Origin of the sequence: Pseudoflavonifractor sp. BSD2780061688st1 E11 (assembly GCF_005844125.1) — a bacterium.
In the GTDB taxonomy this organism is placed as follows: domain Bacteria; phylum Bacillota; class Clostridia; order Lachnospirales; family Lachnospiraceae; genus Sellimonas; species Sellimonas catena.
In genome coordinates, this window is record NZ_SPHM01000024.1 from 39,432 (window position 1) to 55,554 (window position 16,123).

At 48.3% G+C, this 16,123-nt stretch carries 15 protein-coding genes; 3 read left to right on the forward strand and 12 right to left on the reverse strand.

What is annotated here, in order from left to right:
- Window positions 1–58 precede the first annotated feature (58 nt).
- Window positions 59–1,279, forward strand: coding sequence for a peptidase T (pepT, locus tag FGQ85_RS11530; RefSeq protein WP_087169264.1), 1,221 nt, complete (start codon window positions 59–61; stop codon window positions 1,277–1,279).
- A gap of 72 nt (window positions 1,280–1,351) precedes the next feature.
- Here pepT and FGQ85_RS11535 read toward each other — a convergent pair whose 3' ends face one another.
- Window positions 1,352–2,209: a YitT family protein gene (locus FGQ85_RS11535; RefSeq protein ID WP_087169263.1), complete on the reverse strand. Its 858-nt coding sequence runs from the start codon at window positions 2,207–2,209 to the stop codon at window positions 1,352–1,354.
- A 194-nt stretch (window positions 2,210–2,403) separates the two neighbouring features.
- On the opposite strand from FGQ85_RS11535, the gene FGQ85_RS11540 reads away from it, so the two are divergent.
- A complete protein-coding gene (locus tag FGQ85_RS11540; RefSeq protein ID WP_138373526.1) occupies window positions 2,404–3,342 on the forward strand; it encodes a D-2-hydroxyacid dehydrogenase in 939 nt (312 codons plus the stop codon).
- On the opposite strand, the gene FGQ85_RS11545 is transcribed toward FGQ85_RS11540, so the two are convergent.
- From FGQ85_RS11545 to FGQ85_RS11585, 9 genes are all read right to left on the reverse strand, one after another.
- Window positions 3,317–3,826, reverse strand: a complete 510-nt coding sequence (locus tag FGQ85_RS11545; protein WP_171027952.1) for a signal peptidase II — start codon at window positions 3,824–3,826, stop codon at window positions 3,317–3,319. The two genes, FGQ85_RS11540 and FGQ85_RS11545, sit on opposite strands and share 26 nt — an antisense overlap.
- 6 nt (window positions 3,827–3,832) lie before the next feature.
- Window positions 3,833–4,120, reverse strand: a complete 288-nt coding sequence (locus tag FGQ85_RS11550) for a hypothetical protein (RefSeq protein ID WP_087169260.1) — start codon at window positions 4,118–4,120, stop codon at window positions 3,833–3,835.
- 14 nt (window positions 4,121–4,134) lie between these two features.
- A complete protein-coding gene (locus FGQ85_RS11555) occupies window positions 4,135–5,826 on the reverse strand; it encodes a S8 family peptidase (protein ID WP_138373528.1) in 1,692 nt (563 codons plus the stop codon).
- A 62-nt stretch (window positions 5,827–5,888) separates the two neighbouring features.
- Entirely contained in the window at window positions 5,889–7,361 is a 1,473-nt protein-coding gene (gene clpX, locus FGQ85_RS11560) for an ATP-dependent Clp protease ATP-binding subunit ClpX (protein ID WP_087169258.1), read from the reverse strand.
- A gap of 100 nt (window positions 7,362–7,461) precedes the next feature.
- Window positions 7,462–7,776 carry a thioredoxin gene (gene trxA, locus FGQ85_RS11565; protein ID WP_087169257.1) on the reverse strand — a complete coding sequence of 105 codons (315 nt, stop codon included), beginning with the start codon at window positions 7,774–7,776 and terminating at the stop codon, window positions 7,462–7,464.
- 102 nt (window positions 7,777–7,878) lie between these two features.
- On the reverse strand, window positions 7,879–8,565 hold the full coding sequence (locus tag FGQ85_RS11570) for a Crp/Fnr family transcriptional regulator (protein ID WP_138373529.1): 687 nt from the start codon (window positions 8,563–8,565) through the stop codon (window positions 7,879–7,881).
- Between the two features lie 2 nt (window positions 8,566–8,567).
- A complete protein-coding gene (ligA, locus tag FGQ85_RS11575) occupies window positions 8,568–10,550 on the reverse strand; it encodes an NAD-dependent DNA ligase LigA (RefSeq protein WP_243273029.1) in 1,983 nt (660 codons plus the stop codon).
- The gene (rluF, locus tag FGQ85_RS11580; RefSeq protein WP_347563093.1) at window positions 10,547–11,395 is read right to left on the reverse strand and encodes a 23S rRNA pseudouridine(2604) synthase RluF; all 849 of its coding nucleotides are present in this window, start codon (window positions 11,393–11,395) and stop codon (window positions 10,547–10,549) included. Before rluF ends, ligA begins: the two co-directional genes overlap by 4 nt.
- Window positions 11,395–12,687, reverse strand: coding sequence for a M18 family aminopeptidase (locus FGQ85_RS11585; protein WP_138373531.1), 1,293 nt, complete (start codon window positions 12,685–12,687; stop codon window positions 11,395–11,397). The genes rluF and FGQ85_RS11585 overlap by 1 nt, the downstream gene beginning before the upstream one ends.
- A 160-nt stretch (window positions 12,688–12,847) precedes the next feature.
- Here FGQ85_RS11585 and FGQ85_RS11590 point away from each other — a divergent pair, with 160 nt between their 5' ends.
- Window positions 12,848–13,339, forward strand: coding sequence for a DUF5721 family protein (locus FGQ85_RS11590; RefSeq protein WP_087169252.1), 492 nt, complete (start codon window positions 12,848–12,850; stop codon window positions 13,337–13,339).
- Window positions 13,340–13,443: 104 nt separating this feature from the next.
- On the opposite strand, the gene htpG is transcribed toward FGQ85_RS11590, so the two are convergent.
- Complete coding sequence (htpG, locus tag FGQ85_RS11595; RefSeq protein WP_138373532.1) at window positions 13,444–15,504, reverse strand: molecular chaperone HtpG; 2,061 nt, start codon at window positions 15,502–15,504, stop codon at window positions 13,444–13,446.
- Between the two features lie 334 nt (window positions 15,505–15,838).
- Window positions 15,839–16,123, reverse strand: a 285-nt coding sequence (locus FGQ85_RS18400; RefSeq protein WP_347563094.1) for a hypothetical protein, incomplete at its 5' end; no start/stop codon positions are given.

Genomic DNA, 16,123 nt, shown 5'->3' on the forward strand with positions numbered 1-16,123 from the left:
CTGTAAAAAATGCTATAATGGGATATAGGAAAATTTACAATAAAGGAGAGGAATTCCAATGAAAGCTTATGAAAGATTACTAAAATACGTCGTTGTCAGGACACCAAGCGATGAGAACAGCGAAACTGTTCCATCTTCCAAATGCCAGTTTGATCTTGCGAACATTCTGGTAGACGAACTGAAAGAGCTGGGCGTGGAGGCTCATGTGGACGATCAGTGCTATGTATACGGAAAGATCCCGGCAACTCCGGGCTACGAGAACTGCCCGAAGATGGGATTCATCGCTCACATGGACACGGTTTCCGATTTCTGCGACCATGACATCGTTCCGGTGATCCATGAAAACTATGACGGCGGAGACGTTGTGCTTGGCGACAGCGGCCGTGTACTGGAAGTCAGCGCCTTCCCTCATCTTCCGGAACTGAAAGGCCGTACTCTGATCACAACAGACGGCACGACAGTACTCGGAGCAGATGACAAGGCCGGCATTGCCGAGATCATGACCATGATCGAACGCATCAAAGAAGAAAACATTCCTCATGGAGCGATCCGTGTTGCTTTCACACCGGACGAAGAGATCGGAACCGGCGCTTCCCACTTCAATGTAGAGGAATTCGACGCGGACTTCGGCTACACTCTGGACGGAGACGGCGAAGGGGAAATCCAGTACGAAAACTTCAACGCATGCAAAGCAGACTTTGAAATCACAGGCTTTGCCGTTCATCCGGGATCCAGCAAGGATACAATGATCAATGCAAGCCTTGTTGCCATGGAAATCAACAACATGCTTCCGGGCTGCGAGACACCTCGTGGAACTGAAGGATATGAAGGATTCTACCATCTTGTTTCCATGAGCGGAGATGTAGGAAAGGCGGAACTCCACTACTTCCTCAGAGATCATGACGCTTCCATGTTTGAAGCACGCCAGCAGACACTTCGTCTGATCGAAAAAGACCTGAACGAAAAATGGGGCGAAGGCACAGTAAAACTGACGATCACACAGCAGTACAAGAACATGTCCACCATTATCAAGGACTGCATGCACCTCATTGAGAATGCGAAAACTGCCTGTGAACGTGCCAATGTTCCGGCTCAGATTCTTCCGATCCGCGGCGGCACAGACGGATGCCAGTTAAGCTTCAAAGGACTTCCTTGCCCGAACCTTGGTACCGGCGGACACGCATACCACGGACCATATGAACATATCACAGTAGAGGGAATGGATCTTGCAACCGATGTAGTAGTCGAAATCGTAAAGCTTTACGCAGAACAGAAATAAAAGATACGAAAAAAAACGGCAGAGACCTGAATGATCTCTGCCGTTTCTGTTTTCTCCTACATGTCCCGGGCTTTAGTGGGCTTTGAATCCCTCTCCAAGCACCTCGTTGGACTCTACAATGATGATAAATGCCTTCGGGTCAATCTCCTTTACAACCTTACGGATTCCGTACATTTCTTTATTGTTGCATGCACAAAGTACAACATCTCTCTGAATATGTGAATAGCTTCCCTCTGCCTTTAAGAACGTGCTTCCCCGTCCGACTTCTTCGTCGATCCGTGCCGCCACTTCTACCGGAAAGTCTGTCACAATCAGAGACATCTTTCCGGAATCAATTCCGTACATTACCTTGTCCACAACCGCTGAGAGAATAAAGCTGATCATCATACCGTAGATCAGGCTGTCAATATCTTTCGAAACAAGAATTGTTCCAATAAGAACAACAATCGCTTCCAGCGCAAATGAAATCTTTCCAAGAGACAGATGCGGATTCAACGCCTTAATAGAAAGCATGATGAAATCCGATCCTCCTGTAGATGTATTTCTCATGTAGATCAGGGCATAGCCCAGACCGGAGAAAATACCCGTACAGATTGCTGCCAGCATCCGGTCTCCGGTATATACCGGGAACATCGGCGCAACAACGTCCATGATCACGGACGTAATGATGATCGTCCGGATGGAGCGGATAAAAAAGTCTTTTCCGAGGATCCGGAAGCACGCAATGGCAACCGGGATATTCAGAAGCATCGCAACCGTACCGATCGGCAGTCCAAACAAATGATAGAAAATCAAAGCAATTCCGTTAAATCCTACCATTGGGAATTTCGCCATGGCGGCAAAGTTGTATGTTCCAATTGCAATCAGAATTCCCCCGACAATATCAATCAGTATGTCAATTCCAAGTTTCTTCGTATCCAGTTTCTTCATGTTGGATTCTCCTTTCCGCAGTTTTACTCTCTTTTTTCCAAAAAAATAACATCTGCAAACTATTAGTATAATTCGCAAATGCTCTTCTGAGGATTAGTATACTATTTCTTCTGATTTATTGTCAACCCCTTTTCTTTACTTTTCCGTTCGTTCTGTCTATAATGAAAAAAAAGAAATAATAAGGAGGCTCTTTCATGAAACTTGTATTTCTGGATGCCAAAACCATCGGCTCAGATATCGATCTGTCCGCTTTTGAAGACTTGGGCGAAGTGATCTATCACGACTTCACGACACCTTCGGAAGCATCTGCACGGACTCAGGACGCTGATGTTCTGATTGTCAATAAAACACCCGTCAACGAAACAACCATCGGGAACGCTTCCCATTTAAAGCTGGTCTGCGTCACCGCCACGGGTACCAATAATCTGGATAAAGACTATCTGGAACGCCGTGGGATAGCCTGGCGCAATGTGGCCGGCTATTCTACCGAATCCGTTGCGCAGCACACCTTTGCCATGCTCTTTTACCTGCTGGAAAAGCTCCGCTATTACGATGACTATGTTAAGGAAGGCAGCTATATCAACGACCGGATCTTCACCCATTTTGCCGAGCACTTTCATGAACTTTGCTCCATGCGCTTCGGCATCATCGGACTTGGAAACATCGGCCGCCGGGTAGCTGATATTGCCTCCTGTTTTGGTGCGGACGTTGTATACTATTCTACCTCAGGCAACCCGGAGCAGGAAGGCTATCATCAGGTGGACTTTGACACTTTATTATCCACCTCCGATATTATTTCCATTCACGCCCCTCTGAATTCAAATACAGAAGGGCTGATCAATACAAAAGCTCTCGAAAAGATGAAATCATCCGCCATCCTGCTGAACCTCGGACGGGGACCGATCGTTGTGGAGCAGGATCTGGCGGACGCATTAAAAAAGGGGACCATCGCCGCGGCCGGTCTTGACGTACTTTGTCAGGAACCGATGTCAGCTGACAATCCCCTCTTTGATATCAGAGACAGTAAAAAACTTCTGATCACACCTCATGTTGCCTGGGCGGCGGTAGAATCCCGCACCCGGCTGATGGAAATTATTCATGGTCAGATTAAAGAGTTTTTCTCTGCTTCTTAACCTCTTTCCGGATTTCTTTTGTAACTGATCTGGCGGCCTGGGCGGCTGCAAGAACGGCAGCCCCGGCCATCAGGCAGAAATCTCCGATATTAAACGTAATCTTTCGTATCTGCGGATCCGCCGCCGCAAATCCGATGTAATCCACCACATAGCCTCTCCTGAAACGGTCGCATAGATTACTCAGCGCCCCGGCAAGCATCAAGGATGTCCCTGCAAATTTCCATGTTCCTTTTTTAGAAAAAAACAGCTTCACATGGTAACAAAGCAGCAGGATTCCGGCAAGAAGGGATCCTCCCTTTACAATCCGGTCCTCTCCGCTTAACACATTCAGGGCAAATCCATGATTGTGTACCTTGCGGATCAGCACTTTCCCTCCGAAAAGCTCTTTTTCTTTCTCTCCGTCGGCTTTTTGTTCCGTACGGTACTTACAGAAGAGATCTGCACCCAGAAGAACGGCCGCAAATCCCGTTATCCATTTTTTCATCCGCATTTATTCTCCTTTGATCCGGTCGATCTCCTTTTTCAAGTCTTCGATCTGCTCCTGTCTTTTCTCAATCGCTTCACAGAACTCAATGCATGACTCATCTGTCACCTCATTCTCCTGAAACTTCTCATAAACGGACTTGCCGATGTCAATATAGTCCCGCTCATTGGCACGTTCCAGAGTACGGATCCGGCTTTTCAGCTTTTCCGTATCCAGGATCTCATTGGTCTTTTTTCCTACAATATCTGCAGTCTCTGAAATTTTCTTCCCAAGTTCGCTAAAAAAATCATCCATTGTTTCTTCCTCCTTTATAACTGCCGTATCTCTTCAAAGGTGTGGTAAAGGTCCATCGTACCATAGCCCCACTGCCGGTTCGGATATTCGTTTCCCGGAATCCTTCTTGTACCAAGAATAAGAATATTCCTCACCTGAGCCGAGGATGCCTGAGACTTCTGATCCTGTATAATCCACTGCAAGAGAAGCGCCGCGCTTCCGGCCGCAATAGCGCTCGCCGCGCTGGAACCGGACCTCTCCGTAAAGGTTCCTCCCGGAACAGCCCCTGTCACATTAACGCCCGGAACGGCAAATTCCGGCTTGATCATCCTGTTTCTAGTATAGCCCCTGCCGGACTGAACCGCAACCGAATTTTCTTTCCAGTTATAAAAGGAAGCGGTAATAGCTGACGGTGTGCTACCCGGCTCCAGAATCGTCTCGTCCGGGCTCGACCTCAGAAAATAGACTTCTCCCGTCAGAAAATCCGAAACCGGAAGCCAGATATGAAAAAGCCCGTCGATACTCTGCAGAGGTTCCAGACCGATTTTCCAGATTCCTTCTGCCGGATTGATAAATCTCAGAATAATCAGTTCCGAATTCGTCCGCTCTACCAGGAGACGGTAGTCTATAATAACCGTTGTCTGTTCCAGAAGAAAACGGTATTCATTTCTACTGTTCTGACGGATCGGAACTTTCTGAACCTGCTCCCCGGACGGGGAGTATAATGAGACTGCCAGAACATCCGGAATGTCTGTCCAGATTTCCGCCTGAAATCCCCGTACTCCCGGCCCGACCCGAAGTTCCACCATCTCCCTTTCCTTCTGTCCGCTGGTCTCTCCCTGATAATGATGCCGCTTATCTGCCTCGTTTCCTGTTCCTGTCACAACTACGCGGTTTTTCTGACCGGCATAGAATTCCAGTTCCTCACATACCGGCGCCGTCCCGTTATGCCCTCCAAGACTGCCCCCCAGGGGCACGCAGAGTACAAGCGGCCGGTCATATTTCAGCGCCAGCCGGTTTAAATAGTAAAGTCCGGCAAGCATATCATTCTCCTGATAGGCCAAGGCCCCTTCCCGGATAAAATAATACTCCCGCAGATACTGTTTTGCGGGTTTCAGCTTCACCATGGCAATCATCGCCTCCGGCGCAGCCCCCACGAACTGGTTCTCCACATTGGCGCTTCCTGCTGCCACGCTTGCCGTAAAGGTTCCATGCCCGTCCTCATCTTTTGTCGGCACAAAAGCCAACGGATCTTCCTGCTGCAGTGCCTTGTTAATATCTTCTCTTGTATAGGCACTTCCATAGCAGAATCCTTCCGGCGGATTGCCGTCCTGAATGGTCTGGTCCCAGATCCCCAGAATCCGGGTGGATCCGTCCAGACTTCGGAACACCGGATTTGTATAATCGATCCCGGTATCCAGAAATCCGATCAGCATCCCCTGCCCTTTCAGCTCCAGTCCCGGATAATTCTGTACTGTCGTAATCCCGGCAGCATTTAAGGCCCCCATATCGAGCGGCGTGAAACACTTTGGAATGGAATAATAAGGAATATCATTTTCCGGAAAACGCTCTGCCTCAGAGCGCGGCAGATACACATTCTGATACAAAGTTCCTGCCGGCTGTGTCAGATAGGTTCCTTCCCTGAGTAAAGAAAAAAAACGGTCTGTGAACATAAAGTCCCGATATTCTTCCGACAAAACCGCTTCCCTGCACTGTTCTACATCCATCAAAAAACCTGCATATACTTTTTGTAAGTATATGCAGGTCCCATATTACTTATTTCATTTTTCTAAAGGCCGGACTCCTGTACCGGATTATTCTCAAGCAGCGGAGGCACTTCCTGGCCCCTGAGCCGGATCACCGGTCCGCCGGTTCCCTCTATGTAGTCCCTTGTGATAATCACTTCTCCGATGCTGTCATCCTTTGGAATCTCATACATGATATCCAGCATGAACTCTTCGATAATGGCACGCAGCGCTCTGGCTCCGGTATCCTTCTCCATTGCCTTCTCCGCAATGGCGTACAGCGCGTCATCCTCAAATTCCAGACGCACCTCATCCAAAGCAAGGAGCTTCTGATACTGCTTGAGGATCGCGTTTCTAGGCTCTTTTAAGATCTTGACGAACATATCCCGATCCAGGCTCTGCAATGTGCAGATCACCGGGAGACGTCCCAGAAATTCCGGAATCATTCCGAAGTTTCGCAGATCCTCCACCGTCACCTTTGACAGCAGATTTTTGTCGTTGTCATATTTGTCCTTCAGATCTGCAATAAAGCCGATGGAGGAGTGCTTATTGAGCCGCTCTTTGATAATCTGCTCAAGCCCCGGAAAGGCTCCGCCGCAGATAAAGAGAATGTTTCTCGTATTGACCGTAGTCAGAGGTACCATCGCATTCTTGCTGTTGGCTCCTACCGGAACCTCCACATCGCTTCCTTCCAGAAGCTTGAGCATTCCCTGCTGTACGGATTCGCCGCTGACATCTCTCTGATTGGTATTTTTCTTCTTGGCAATCTTGTCGATCTCATCTACGAAGATAATTCCCCGCTCCGCCTTCTCTACATCATTGTCGGCTGCCGCCAGAAGCTTTGACACCAGGCTTTCGATGTCATCACCGATATATCCGGCCTCTGTAAGGGAAGTCGCATCCGTGATGGCAAGCGGTACATCCAGAAGCCTTGCCAGTGTCTTTACAAGGTATGTCTTACCGGAACCGGTCGGTCCAAGCATCAGAATGTTGGACTTTTCGATCTCGATGTCATCCATCGTATCGGTCACCACTCTCTTGTAGTGGTTGTAAACCGCTACCGAGATAATCTTCTTTGCCTGCTCCTGGCCGATCACATAATCATCCAGCTTTGCCTTGATCTTGTGCGGCGCCGGAATATTGTGAAGATCCAGCTCCGGCTTTTCTTCTTTCTTCTCTTTTTTCTTCTTTACCTTCTGCTGCTTCGGCATCATGTTTTCCAGATCCTGCATATTCAGAATCTGAACACCCGGCATCCGCATCAGCTGGTTTAAGTCGATCTGTCCGTTATTCATCATATCAAAGCTCTTCTGCATACAATCCGGACAGACATACAGATTATTCGGAAGCTCTATCATCTTTCCCGTAATGCTTTCCGGGCGGTGGCAGATAGAGCAGAGTTTTTCATATTCGCTGTCATCTTTTGACGTATCTTCTACAACGCCTTTGACAGTCTCTTCGAGTTTCTGGTCATCTGTGTTCACTTCGTCGATCGTTGTATTCTTTTCATCTGACATTTGCTAAAACCCCTTCTATACTGATTTTATAGAATTTTATAGAAGATATTATAGCCCAGATGTCCCGTTCGGACAAGTAAAGTTTTTCTAAACTGATGCTTTACTCTTCCACCCACGCCTTTAATTCGTCCTCCATCAGGACTCCGGAATGGCGTTTTACGGATTCGCCGTTCTGAAACAGCATGACTGTCGGAATGCTCAGGATCCGGAACTGCTTTGCAAGCTCTCTGTTTTCATCCACATTGATCTTTCCGACTTTTACCGCGTCCGTCTTCTCTGCGTAGGAATGGATGATCGGGATAAAGGTCTGGCATGGTCCGCACCATTCTGCCCAGAAATCAATTAATACCGGTTTCTCGGATTTTAATACTTCCGCTTCAAAATTTTCCTGTGTGATTGTCATTACTTCTGCCATCTATTATTCCTCCTGTGAATTGTTGTTTTCCTTGTTTCTGTCTCCTATTATACGCAATTTCCCACCTGTTTCCGTAACAAAGTCACAAAGCCGGCCGCTTTTTTATCGAAGACTCTCCTCCGCCAGCGCATAAAGGCGGTCCCGGTCCAGGATCCGGACCTTTCCTCTGGAAAGAAGCACAAGCCCCTCCTGCTGGAAATACCGCAGCATCCTTGTGACGACTTCCCGCGCCGTTCCAAGCTCTCTCGCCGCCCGGTCGTGGGTGAGGGAAAATTCCTCCTCCCCGGTATTCTGGGCTTCCTCGATGAGCAGTGCTGCCAGACGCTTGTCCACACTCTTTCCAAGGATCTGCTCCATCGTCCACATGACGTCGGAAAACCGCTCCGCCATCAGGTCGTTTGTATATTTCATGACCGGAAGAGACGTATCCATCAGCTCCTGATAGACGACCGGAGGGATGACCCAGTAGGTCGTTTCCTCCCGCGCCTCCATCCAGATCTCAAAATCAATGTTCCGGAAAATACAGCTTGCCGCCAGAAGGCACATATCCCTCTCAAACATCCGGTATACCGTGATCTCCTTTCCTTCCTCCGAGACCACATAGGCTCTTAGCTGCCCGCTTTTTACAATCAGAAATCCCAGGCAGTCACCGCTTCCCCGGTGGACAATTTCTCCTTTTCCGGCTGTTTTTTGCACTGCCTCCGAACGGATCTTCGCCTTCTGGGGCTCAGTCAGGCTCTCCCAGAAGGGCAGGTACGCTTCTATTTTATTTTCTGCATGATTTCCCATTTTTATCCCTCGTTTTTCAGCATATCCAGAAAATCTTCCTCCGAAAGAATCGGAATTCCGAGCTCTTTCGCCTTCCGGTTTTTGGAGGAAGTGGATTCGGTGTCATTGTTGATCAGGTAGTTTGTTTTGGATGTTACAGAACCTGTCACCTTACCGCCCCGTTTCTCAATCTCTTCCTTGACTTCGTTTCTGTTTTTAAAATGTGTAACCGATCCGGTAATGACAAAATTGATTCCGGCAAAGCTCTGCTGCTCCTGCCGTTCTTCCTTTTGCAGATGAACTTCCTTTAACAGATTTTCATACCGGGCTCTCTTTTCCGGATCCTGAAAATACTCTGTAAATGTTCCGGCAATAACATCCCCGATTCCCTGAATCCGGCTCAATGCCTCCCGGTCTGCATCGGCAATCTTTTCCGGATCGTCATCAAACTGTCTGCAAATCAGTTTTGCCGTGGCCGCCCCCACGTTTTCAATACCAAGGGCGTAGATCAGCCTGGAAAGTGTCGTCTCTCTGGACGCTTCAATACTGTCCAGCAGATTCTGGCAGGACTTTTCTCCGAAACCGTCCATCCCCTGAATCTCCTCCCGGTGTTCATCCAGGTGGTAGATATCCGCAAACTCGTGGATGAATCCCTTTCCGATCAGCTTTTCCATGGTCGCCTCAGAAAGCCCGTCAATATTCATGGCATCCCGGCTGACAAAAAGGGTGAATGCCTTGATCTGTTTTGCCTGACACTGCGGATTCGTACAGTAGAGCGCTTTCGCATTCAGGATCTGCCGGACCTCAGTCTTCCCGCTGCACACCGGACACGTTTCCGGAATGTCCCGTACTCCGCTTCTGGTCAGATTTTCCGCGATCTGCGGGATAATCATATTGGCCTTGTACACCTGAATCCGGTCCCCGACGCCCAGCTCCAGTTCCTCCATAATGCTGATATTGTGGACGCTGGCTCTGGAAACGGTCGTTCCCTCCAGCTCCACCGGATCGAAAATAGCCACCGGATTAATCAGCCCTGTCCTGGACGGACTCCACTCGATCTCCCGAAGCGTCGTCTCCCGGATTTCATCCGCCCATTTAAAAGCGAAGGAATCCCGGGGGAATTTGGCAGTACTTCCTAAAGACTGGCCGTAAGCAATGTCGTCATACAGAAGCACCAGCCCGTCGGACGGCACTTCATTTTTCTGAATCTGATCCGCAAACCAGGCCACTTCTTCCTCGATCGTGCCTGCATTTACCATATGATATTCTACAGTCTCAAAGCCCTGTTCTTTTAACCACTCCATCTGGCGTTTTCTGGAGTTCTCAAAGTCTACGCCATCCGCCCGCACAAGGGAAAAGGCATAAAAGCGGACATTTCGCTTTGCCGTGATCTCATTATTCAGCTGCCGCACGGAACCGCTGCAAAGATTCCGCGGATTTTTGTATTTCGCATCCACATCCTCGATTTCCTCGTTGATCCGCTCAAAATCATCGTAGCGGATCACCGCCTCGCCACGGAGAATCAGTTCTCCCTGATAAGGAATCTTTAACGGAATGTTTTTGAACACCCGGGCATTGTTGGTAACAACCTCCCCGATTTCTCCGTTTCCTCTGGTGACCGCCTTAAAAAGCGCCCCGTCCCGGTAGGTCAGGACAATCGTAAGCCCGTCCATTTTCCAGGAAAGCAGGGCAGTCTGGTTTCCCAGAAATTCTTTCAGACGGCCCACCTCCTTGGTCTTGTCCAAAGAGAGCATCGGACGCTCGTGCCGTTCTTTTGGAAGCTCGCTGACTACCTCGTATCCGACATGCACCGTCGGGCTTGCCGCAAGGGTCGTCTGAAGCTCTTCCTCCAGCGAAAGCAGTTCATCATAAAGCCTGTCATACTCAAAGTTGCTCATGATCTCCCGCGCTTCCTGATAGTAGGCGCGTCCTGCCTGATTCAACAGATCGACAAGCTCGGTCATCCTCTGCTTCTTTTCTTCTATGCTTCCCTGTATTTTTGTCATGGTTTCTGTCTCCTGTTCTCTTTTCTTTCCCGGTTCTTCCGGTCACGCTCCGGCATGTTGGAAGAGTGTTCCAGCATCCGATCCAGGCTTGCAAGCTCCTGCTCTGTAAGAGTCCGGTACTGCCCCGGCTTTAAATCTCCAAGGCGGATCTGCATGATCCGCACACGCTTCAGCGTCACGACCTTATAGCCGAGTGCCTCGCACATCCGGCGGATCTGACGGTTCAGTCCCTGTGTCAGGATAATCCGGAAGGTCTTTTTCCCCTCTTTCTTTACCTGACATGGTCTTGTCACCGTATCAAGAATCGGAACTCCACGGGCCATATGCTTCAGGAATTCCTCTGTCACCGGTTTGTCCACCGTAACAAGATATTCCTTTTCATGATAATTGCCTGCCCGCATCATCTTATTGATAATATCCCCGTTATTTGTCATCAGAAGAAGTCCCTCGGAATCCTTGTCAAGCCTGCCTGCGTACGTGATTCTGGTCGGATAATTGAGAAAGCGGATAATATTGTCCGGCTCCCGCTTCTCTTCCGTACAGACAATTCCCCTTGGCTTGTTGACCGCAAGGACAATCATTTCCTCCTCCGGTTTCACCAGTTTCTGGTCTACCCGGACTTCCTGTCCCGGCGTGATCTTCATGCCGGTCCCGGCCTTTTTTCCGTCCACGGTCACCCGGCCGGCTTCAATCAGACGGTCCGCCTCCCGGCGGGAGCAGACCCCTGCTTCGCTCAAAAATTTATTCAGACGTAAGGCTTCTCTTTTGGAACGTTCCTGAAACTGTCGTTCGATCTGGCTGTTCAAAATCCTGTTTTCTCCCCTTTTCTCTTTCTCATCTTCCATTATTCCGCTGAAAAGAAAGTGCGGATAAAGGAAGTCAGCGCTTTCATATCTTTCTTTCCCATCAGTTCCCTGCTGGAATGCATGGCAAGAAGCGGCACGCCGATATCAATGGTCCGCACCGGTACCAGGGCGGACGCAATCGCTCCCAGTGTTCCGCCACCGGTTCCGTCCGAGCGGTTTACAAATTTCTGGTACGGAATCTTTTCTTCCTCGCAGAGTGCCTGTACAATGGCAATCGCTTCGCTGTCCGTAGCGTAGCTCTGGGAAGAAGCTTCCTTGATACAGAATCCCCCGTTCAGCACCGGATGATTCGTCGGATCCGCCTTTTCCTGATAATTCGGATGTACACCGTGGGCTACATCCACAGAAAGCAGCATCGTATCCTCCAGCATTCTCAGAAGATCCATCCGGTCCCATCCAAGAGCTGTCACAATTCTCTCCAGAAGCAGAAGAAGCAGCGTCGATCCGGCTCCCTGCTTGGTGCTGCTTCCGATCTCCTCATGGTCGAACACGATTCCAAGATTGATGCCGCCCGTTCTTTCGCCGTCCCAGAGACCTTCCAGAATCGCAAGCACTCCGGTCAGGTCGTCCAGTCTCGGTCCGGATACAAATTCCTCTTCAAATCCAATCAGCTCTCCCGGATCCGCATTGTAGATATTCATCTCATATTCCAGAATATCCTCCTCCGCTACATCCAGCTTTTTCGCTAGGTATTTCTTAAAAAATCCCTTCTCTTCCGCTCCGGTTCCCATGGCTGCAAGCGGGAGCATCTGGGTCTGACGGTTTAATTCTCTTCCTTTATTCATCTCACGATCCAGATGAATAGCAATATTCGGAATCGTCAGAACCGGTTTTTCAAAATCTACCAGCCGCATTTCCGGATGAAAGGCATCTTTCCCGCGGACTGCCACACGTCCCGCTGCTGAAAGCGGACGGTCCAGCCAGCTCGCCAGATTCACCCCTCCATAAGGCTCCGTATTCAGCCTGATATACGCTTCTGCCTTCATATCCGGATCCGGTTTGATCCGAAATCCCGGAAAATCACCATGGGCTGCCGCCATCCGTATCTCCTGCTCCTTCTTTGCGTCTTTTCCGATGGTAAATGCAAAGAGCGCGGATCCATGGTGAACCAGGTAGTATTTTCCGCCCGGATTCAGGTTCCATTCCTCTTTCCAGGAAAGCGGGGAAAATCCCTTCTCCTCCAGCAGCTTTCCCGCCGCCTCCACCGTATGGAACGGGGAAACTGCTTCCTTTGTAAATGTAAGCAAGCGTTCTATTTCATTCATTGTCATCTGACCTCCTGATCTCATTTTGCGCTACCTCTATCTTACTTACAACAAGACAAAAAGTCAACGCCGGGAGAACTTCCAAACAAGTCTATATCTTTTTTACAACGATTCTGGTATACTGGTACAAGGAAATTAAGAAACTACAAACCATGGAGGCTTACGAATGGTCAGCTATATCATGAATACAAAAAACTGTATGTCCGTCCTTCTGTTGTCCAGCCGCTTCGACAATTTCTCCTTCATCAGCGGAGAAATCACGACCTACTGCACCTTCCAGATCGACGGAACCTACCACCCGGAATTCTATCCGGACACCGAAAATGAAAGCCCTGAGCCTTACGTCCGCTGGAAACAGGTAAGAGAATACTGCTTCTCCCTCATCAAAGGAAAACAGACACCATTACGCTTTCACTTCATTCTCTCCCTCGCTCCGGACCAGATCGAGTCCCTCCTCCAAAACGAAGGACTCCCATACCAAACCAGCGATATCAAAGGACTGTATCTGAACTTCCGCTTCGACGGCACCAGACTCACATGCACCACTGGAACATCCTTTCACACATTTGTACTTGACAAAAGCCTGGAACACACATGGGACAGCATGGTAACCAAAATATTCACACAAAAAGGACTGGAATTCGAAGAAAATCGGTAGAAAACACCACAAACGCAAAAGTTGTACGGTACAGATTGCAATACAGATTTTTCAAAGGGGACGTGTTCCGATGCATCGGAACACGTCCCCTTTGAATAAAAAAGTTATTTTGTGAGCATCATCATGATGTCGTTGCTTCGTTTGATGAATGCTGTCATTTCTTCCGGGTTGAGTGGTTTGTTTGACAGCATTGCCAGGTCGTAGAGCTGCTGGCAGATGAGGTTGATGTTTTCGTTGTCTTTGTTGTTTTCGATATACTGTACCAGTGGATGGTTGATGTTCAGTACGAGTGTGGTGTCGGTTCCGAACATGGAGGCGTCCATACCGCCCATGCCATACATCTTCATCATTTCCTGCATTCTTCTGGACTCTTCGGAGAGGGTCATCATGGATGCAACGCTCTCGTCTTTGAGTTTTTCGACTTTGACGTTTAAGTTTTCGTTGTTCATCGCTTTTTTCACGATACCGGCAATTTCTTCTGCGCGTTTGTCGAATGTTTCTTTTTCTTCTGCGCTCACTTCTTCTTTGAACTGATCTGTGACATCAGCGTCAATTCTCTGGAAGTGGATGTGTGGATTTCTCTGCTCTAACTGTGTGATGAACGGAGAGTCGATATTGTGGGAGAGGATGACCGCATCCATGCCCTGGCTCTTGAACATGTTGATGTACTGGCTCTGCTGCTGTTCATCTGTCACGTAGTAGATGGTCTTCTTCTCCGGCTCTTTCTTCTCGTCTGCTGTTTCTGCTTTCTGATCTTCTGTCTTTTCTTCTTCGGTTTCTTCCGGTGCTTCGCCGATCAGTTCTTTCATGGACAGATACTTGTGATCCAGGTTCTTGAAGAGGATGGAATCCATCATCTTATCGCAGAATTTCTGGTCTTTGAGGCATCCGAATTTTACGAACGGACTGATATCGTCCCAGTATTTCTCGTAATTTTCCAGATCTGTGTTGCACATTCCTGTCAGTTTGTCAGCGACTTTCTTGGAAATGTAGTCAGCCACTTTATTTACAAATCCGTCGTTCTGCAGAGCGCTTCGTGATACGTTCAGCGGAAGATCCGGACAGTCAATCACACCTTTTAAGAGCATCAGGTATTCCGGAATGATCTCTTTGATATTGTCCGCAATAAATACCTGATTGTTGTACAGCTTAATTGTTCCTTCAATGGAATCGTACTCGGTGTTAATCTTCGGGAAGTACAGGATTCCTTTCAGGTTGAACGGGTAGTCCATATTCAGATGGATCCAGAATAATGGTTCTTTGTAATCCAGGAATACTTTTCTGTAAAACTCGATGTAGTCTTCTTTGCTGCATTCGTTTGGATGTTTTGCCCACAGCGGGTGAATGTCATTGATCGGAACCGGGCGTTTCTCTATTTTGACTTTCTCTTTAGCCGGAGAAACTTCTACCATTTCTTTTTCGCCGTTTTCATTCTCGCGCTCTTCCATCTTTGCATCTTCATGGATGTGCTCTACTACGACGTCGGTATCTTTCAGTTCGCTCTCATCGATGGTCTCATACTCGGTCGGTGCATTGGCCTTTTCGAGATAAATCTCAACCGGCATGAAAGAGCAGTATTTCTCAAGTACTTCTCTTGCACGGTATTCGTTTGCAAACTGTAAACTGTCCTCATTTAAGAACAAAGTAATCTCGGTACCTACGCCTTCCTTATTGCCTGGCTGCATCTCATACTCTGTGCCGCCTTCGCTTACCCAGTGAACGGATTCAGCTCCTTCTTTATAGGAAAGAGTATCGATATGCACTTCATCCGCTACCATGAACGCAGAGTAAAATCCAAGTCCAAAGTGGCCGATCATATCGTCTTCTGTCGTCTTATCTTTATATTTCTCAAGGAACTCGGTTGCACCGGAAAATGCGATCTGGGTGATGTATTCTTCTACCTCATCTGCTGTCATACCGATACCGTTATCGATGAATTTCAGTGTCTTCTCTTCCGGATTGACCACAACGTGAATCTCCGGCTTGTAATCCTCCGGCAGGCTGTATTCGCCCATCATATCCAGCTTTTTCAGCTTTGTAATGGCGTCGCATCCGTTTGAAATCATCTCACGGAAGAAAATGTCATGGTCTGAATACACCCACTTCTTTATAATAGGAAAAATATTTTCACTGCTGATGGAAAGACTTCCTTTTTTTACTGACATGATAATCACTCCTTCATCATATATCGTGCCGGCGGTGCACTCCTTCTCATGGCACTTTCAGCTCCGCCGGCATATCTTCTTTTCACATCTAACAGTAATCTTAATACTCGAATCTGAAAAAGTCAATAGAAAATTAGCACTCTTTCCAAAAGAGTGCTGATAATCTATCCTTTTTCACTTTTTCATGCTGTTTTTCTACCCGCACACTACTGCATAGCCGGGATATCCCAGAGATTCAAAGACGTTCCGATCTGCATTTCCCGCGCTGCGTCATAACAGTCACATGCCCACGCAACATCTTCTACCGGAAGACCGCCTTCCGCAAAAATGTATATTATTCCTCTTTGCTTTCCACAAGCTTTTGGAACTCTTCTACTGGCATTTTTGCCTCTTCTGCCGCCTCTTCCAACGTCAGACGGTTCTTTCGGTAAAGCTGAATCAGCATCGACTGCTCTCCCTGAGTAATTCCACGCTCGAAGCCCTGCTCCATGCCCCGCTGGAAGCCCCTATTCCTGGCTCCCTCCATATTGGATCTGTAATCCAGGATCGCTTTCTCTCTGGCTTCATACTCTAGACGCTTCTGCTCATCCAGGCTCATCTTTACTAAATCTTCGTATGC

What these genes read in the sequence shown, in the direction of transcription:
- pepT (WP_087169264.1), top strand. Translation starts at nt 59, where the DNA reads ATGAAAGCTTATGAAAGATTACTAAAATACGTCGTTGTCAGGACACCA.
- FGQ85_RS11535 (WP_087169263.1), bottom strand. Translation starts at nt 2,209, where the DNA reads ATGAAGAAACTGGATACGAAGAAACTTGGAATTGACATACTGATTGAT.
- FGQ85_RS11540 (WP_138373526.1), top strand. Translation starts at nt 2,404, where the DNA reads ATGAAACTTGTATTTCTGGATGCCAAAACCATCGGCTCAGATATCGAT.
- FGQ85_RS11545 (WP_171027952.1), bottom strand. Translation starts at nt 3,826, where the DNA reads ATGAAAAAATGGATAACGGGATTTGCGGCCGTTCTTCTGGGTGCAGAT.
- FGQ85_RS11550 (WP_087169260.1), bottom strand. Translation starts at nt 4,120, where the DNA reads ATGGATGATTTTTTTAGCGAACTTGGGAAGAAAATTTCAGAGACTGCA.
- FGQ85_RS11555 (WP_138373528.1), bottom strand. Translation starts at nt 5,826, where the DNA reads ATGGATGTAGAACAGTGCAGGGAAGCGGTTTTGTCGGAAGAATATCGG.
- clpX (WP_087169258.1), bottom strand. Translation starts at nt 7,361, where the DNA reads ATGTCAGATGAAAAGAATACAACGATCGACGAAGTGAACACAGATGAC.
- trxA (WP_087169257.1), bottom strand. Translation starts at nt 7,776, where the DNA reads ATGGCAGAAGTAATGACAATCACACAGGAAAATTTTGAAGCGGAAGTA.
- FGQ85_RS11570 (WP_138373529.1), bottom strand. Translation starts at nt 8,565, where the DNA reads ATGGGAAATCATGCAGAAAATAAAATAGAAGCGTACCTGCCCTTCTGG.
- ligA (WP_243273029.1), bottom strand. Translation starts at nt 10,550, where the DNA reads ATGACAAAAATACAGGGAAGCATAGAAGAAAAGAAGCAGAGGATGACC.
- rluF (WP_347563093.1), bottom strand. Translation starts at nt 11,395, where the DNA reads ATGGAAGATGAGAAAGAGAAAAGGGGAGAAAACAGGATTTTGAACAGC.
- FGQ85_RS11585 (WP_138373531.1), bottom strand. Translation starts at nt 12,687, where the DNA reads ATGACAATGAATGAAATAGAACGCTTGCTTACATTTACAAAGGAAGCA.
- FGQ85_RS11590 (WP_087169252.1), top strand. Translation starts at nt 12,848, where the DNA reads ATGGTCAGCTATATCATGAATACAAAAAACTGTATGTCCGTCCTTCTG.
- htpG (WP_138373532.1), bottom strand. Translation starts at nt 15,504, where the DNA reads ATGTCAGTAAAAAAAGGAAGTCTTTCCATCAGCAGTGAAAATATTTTT.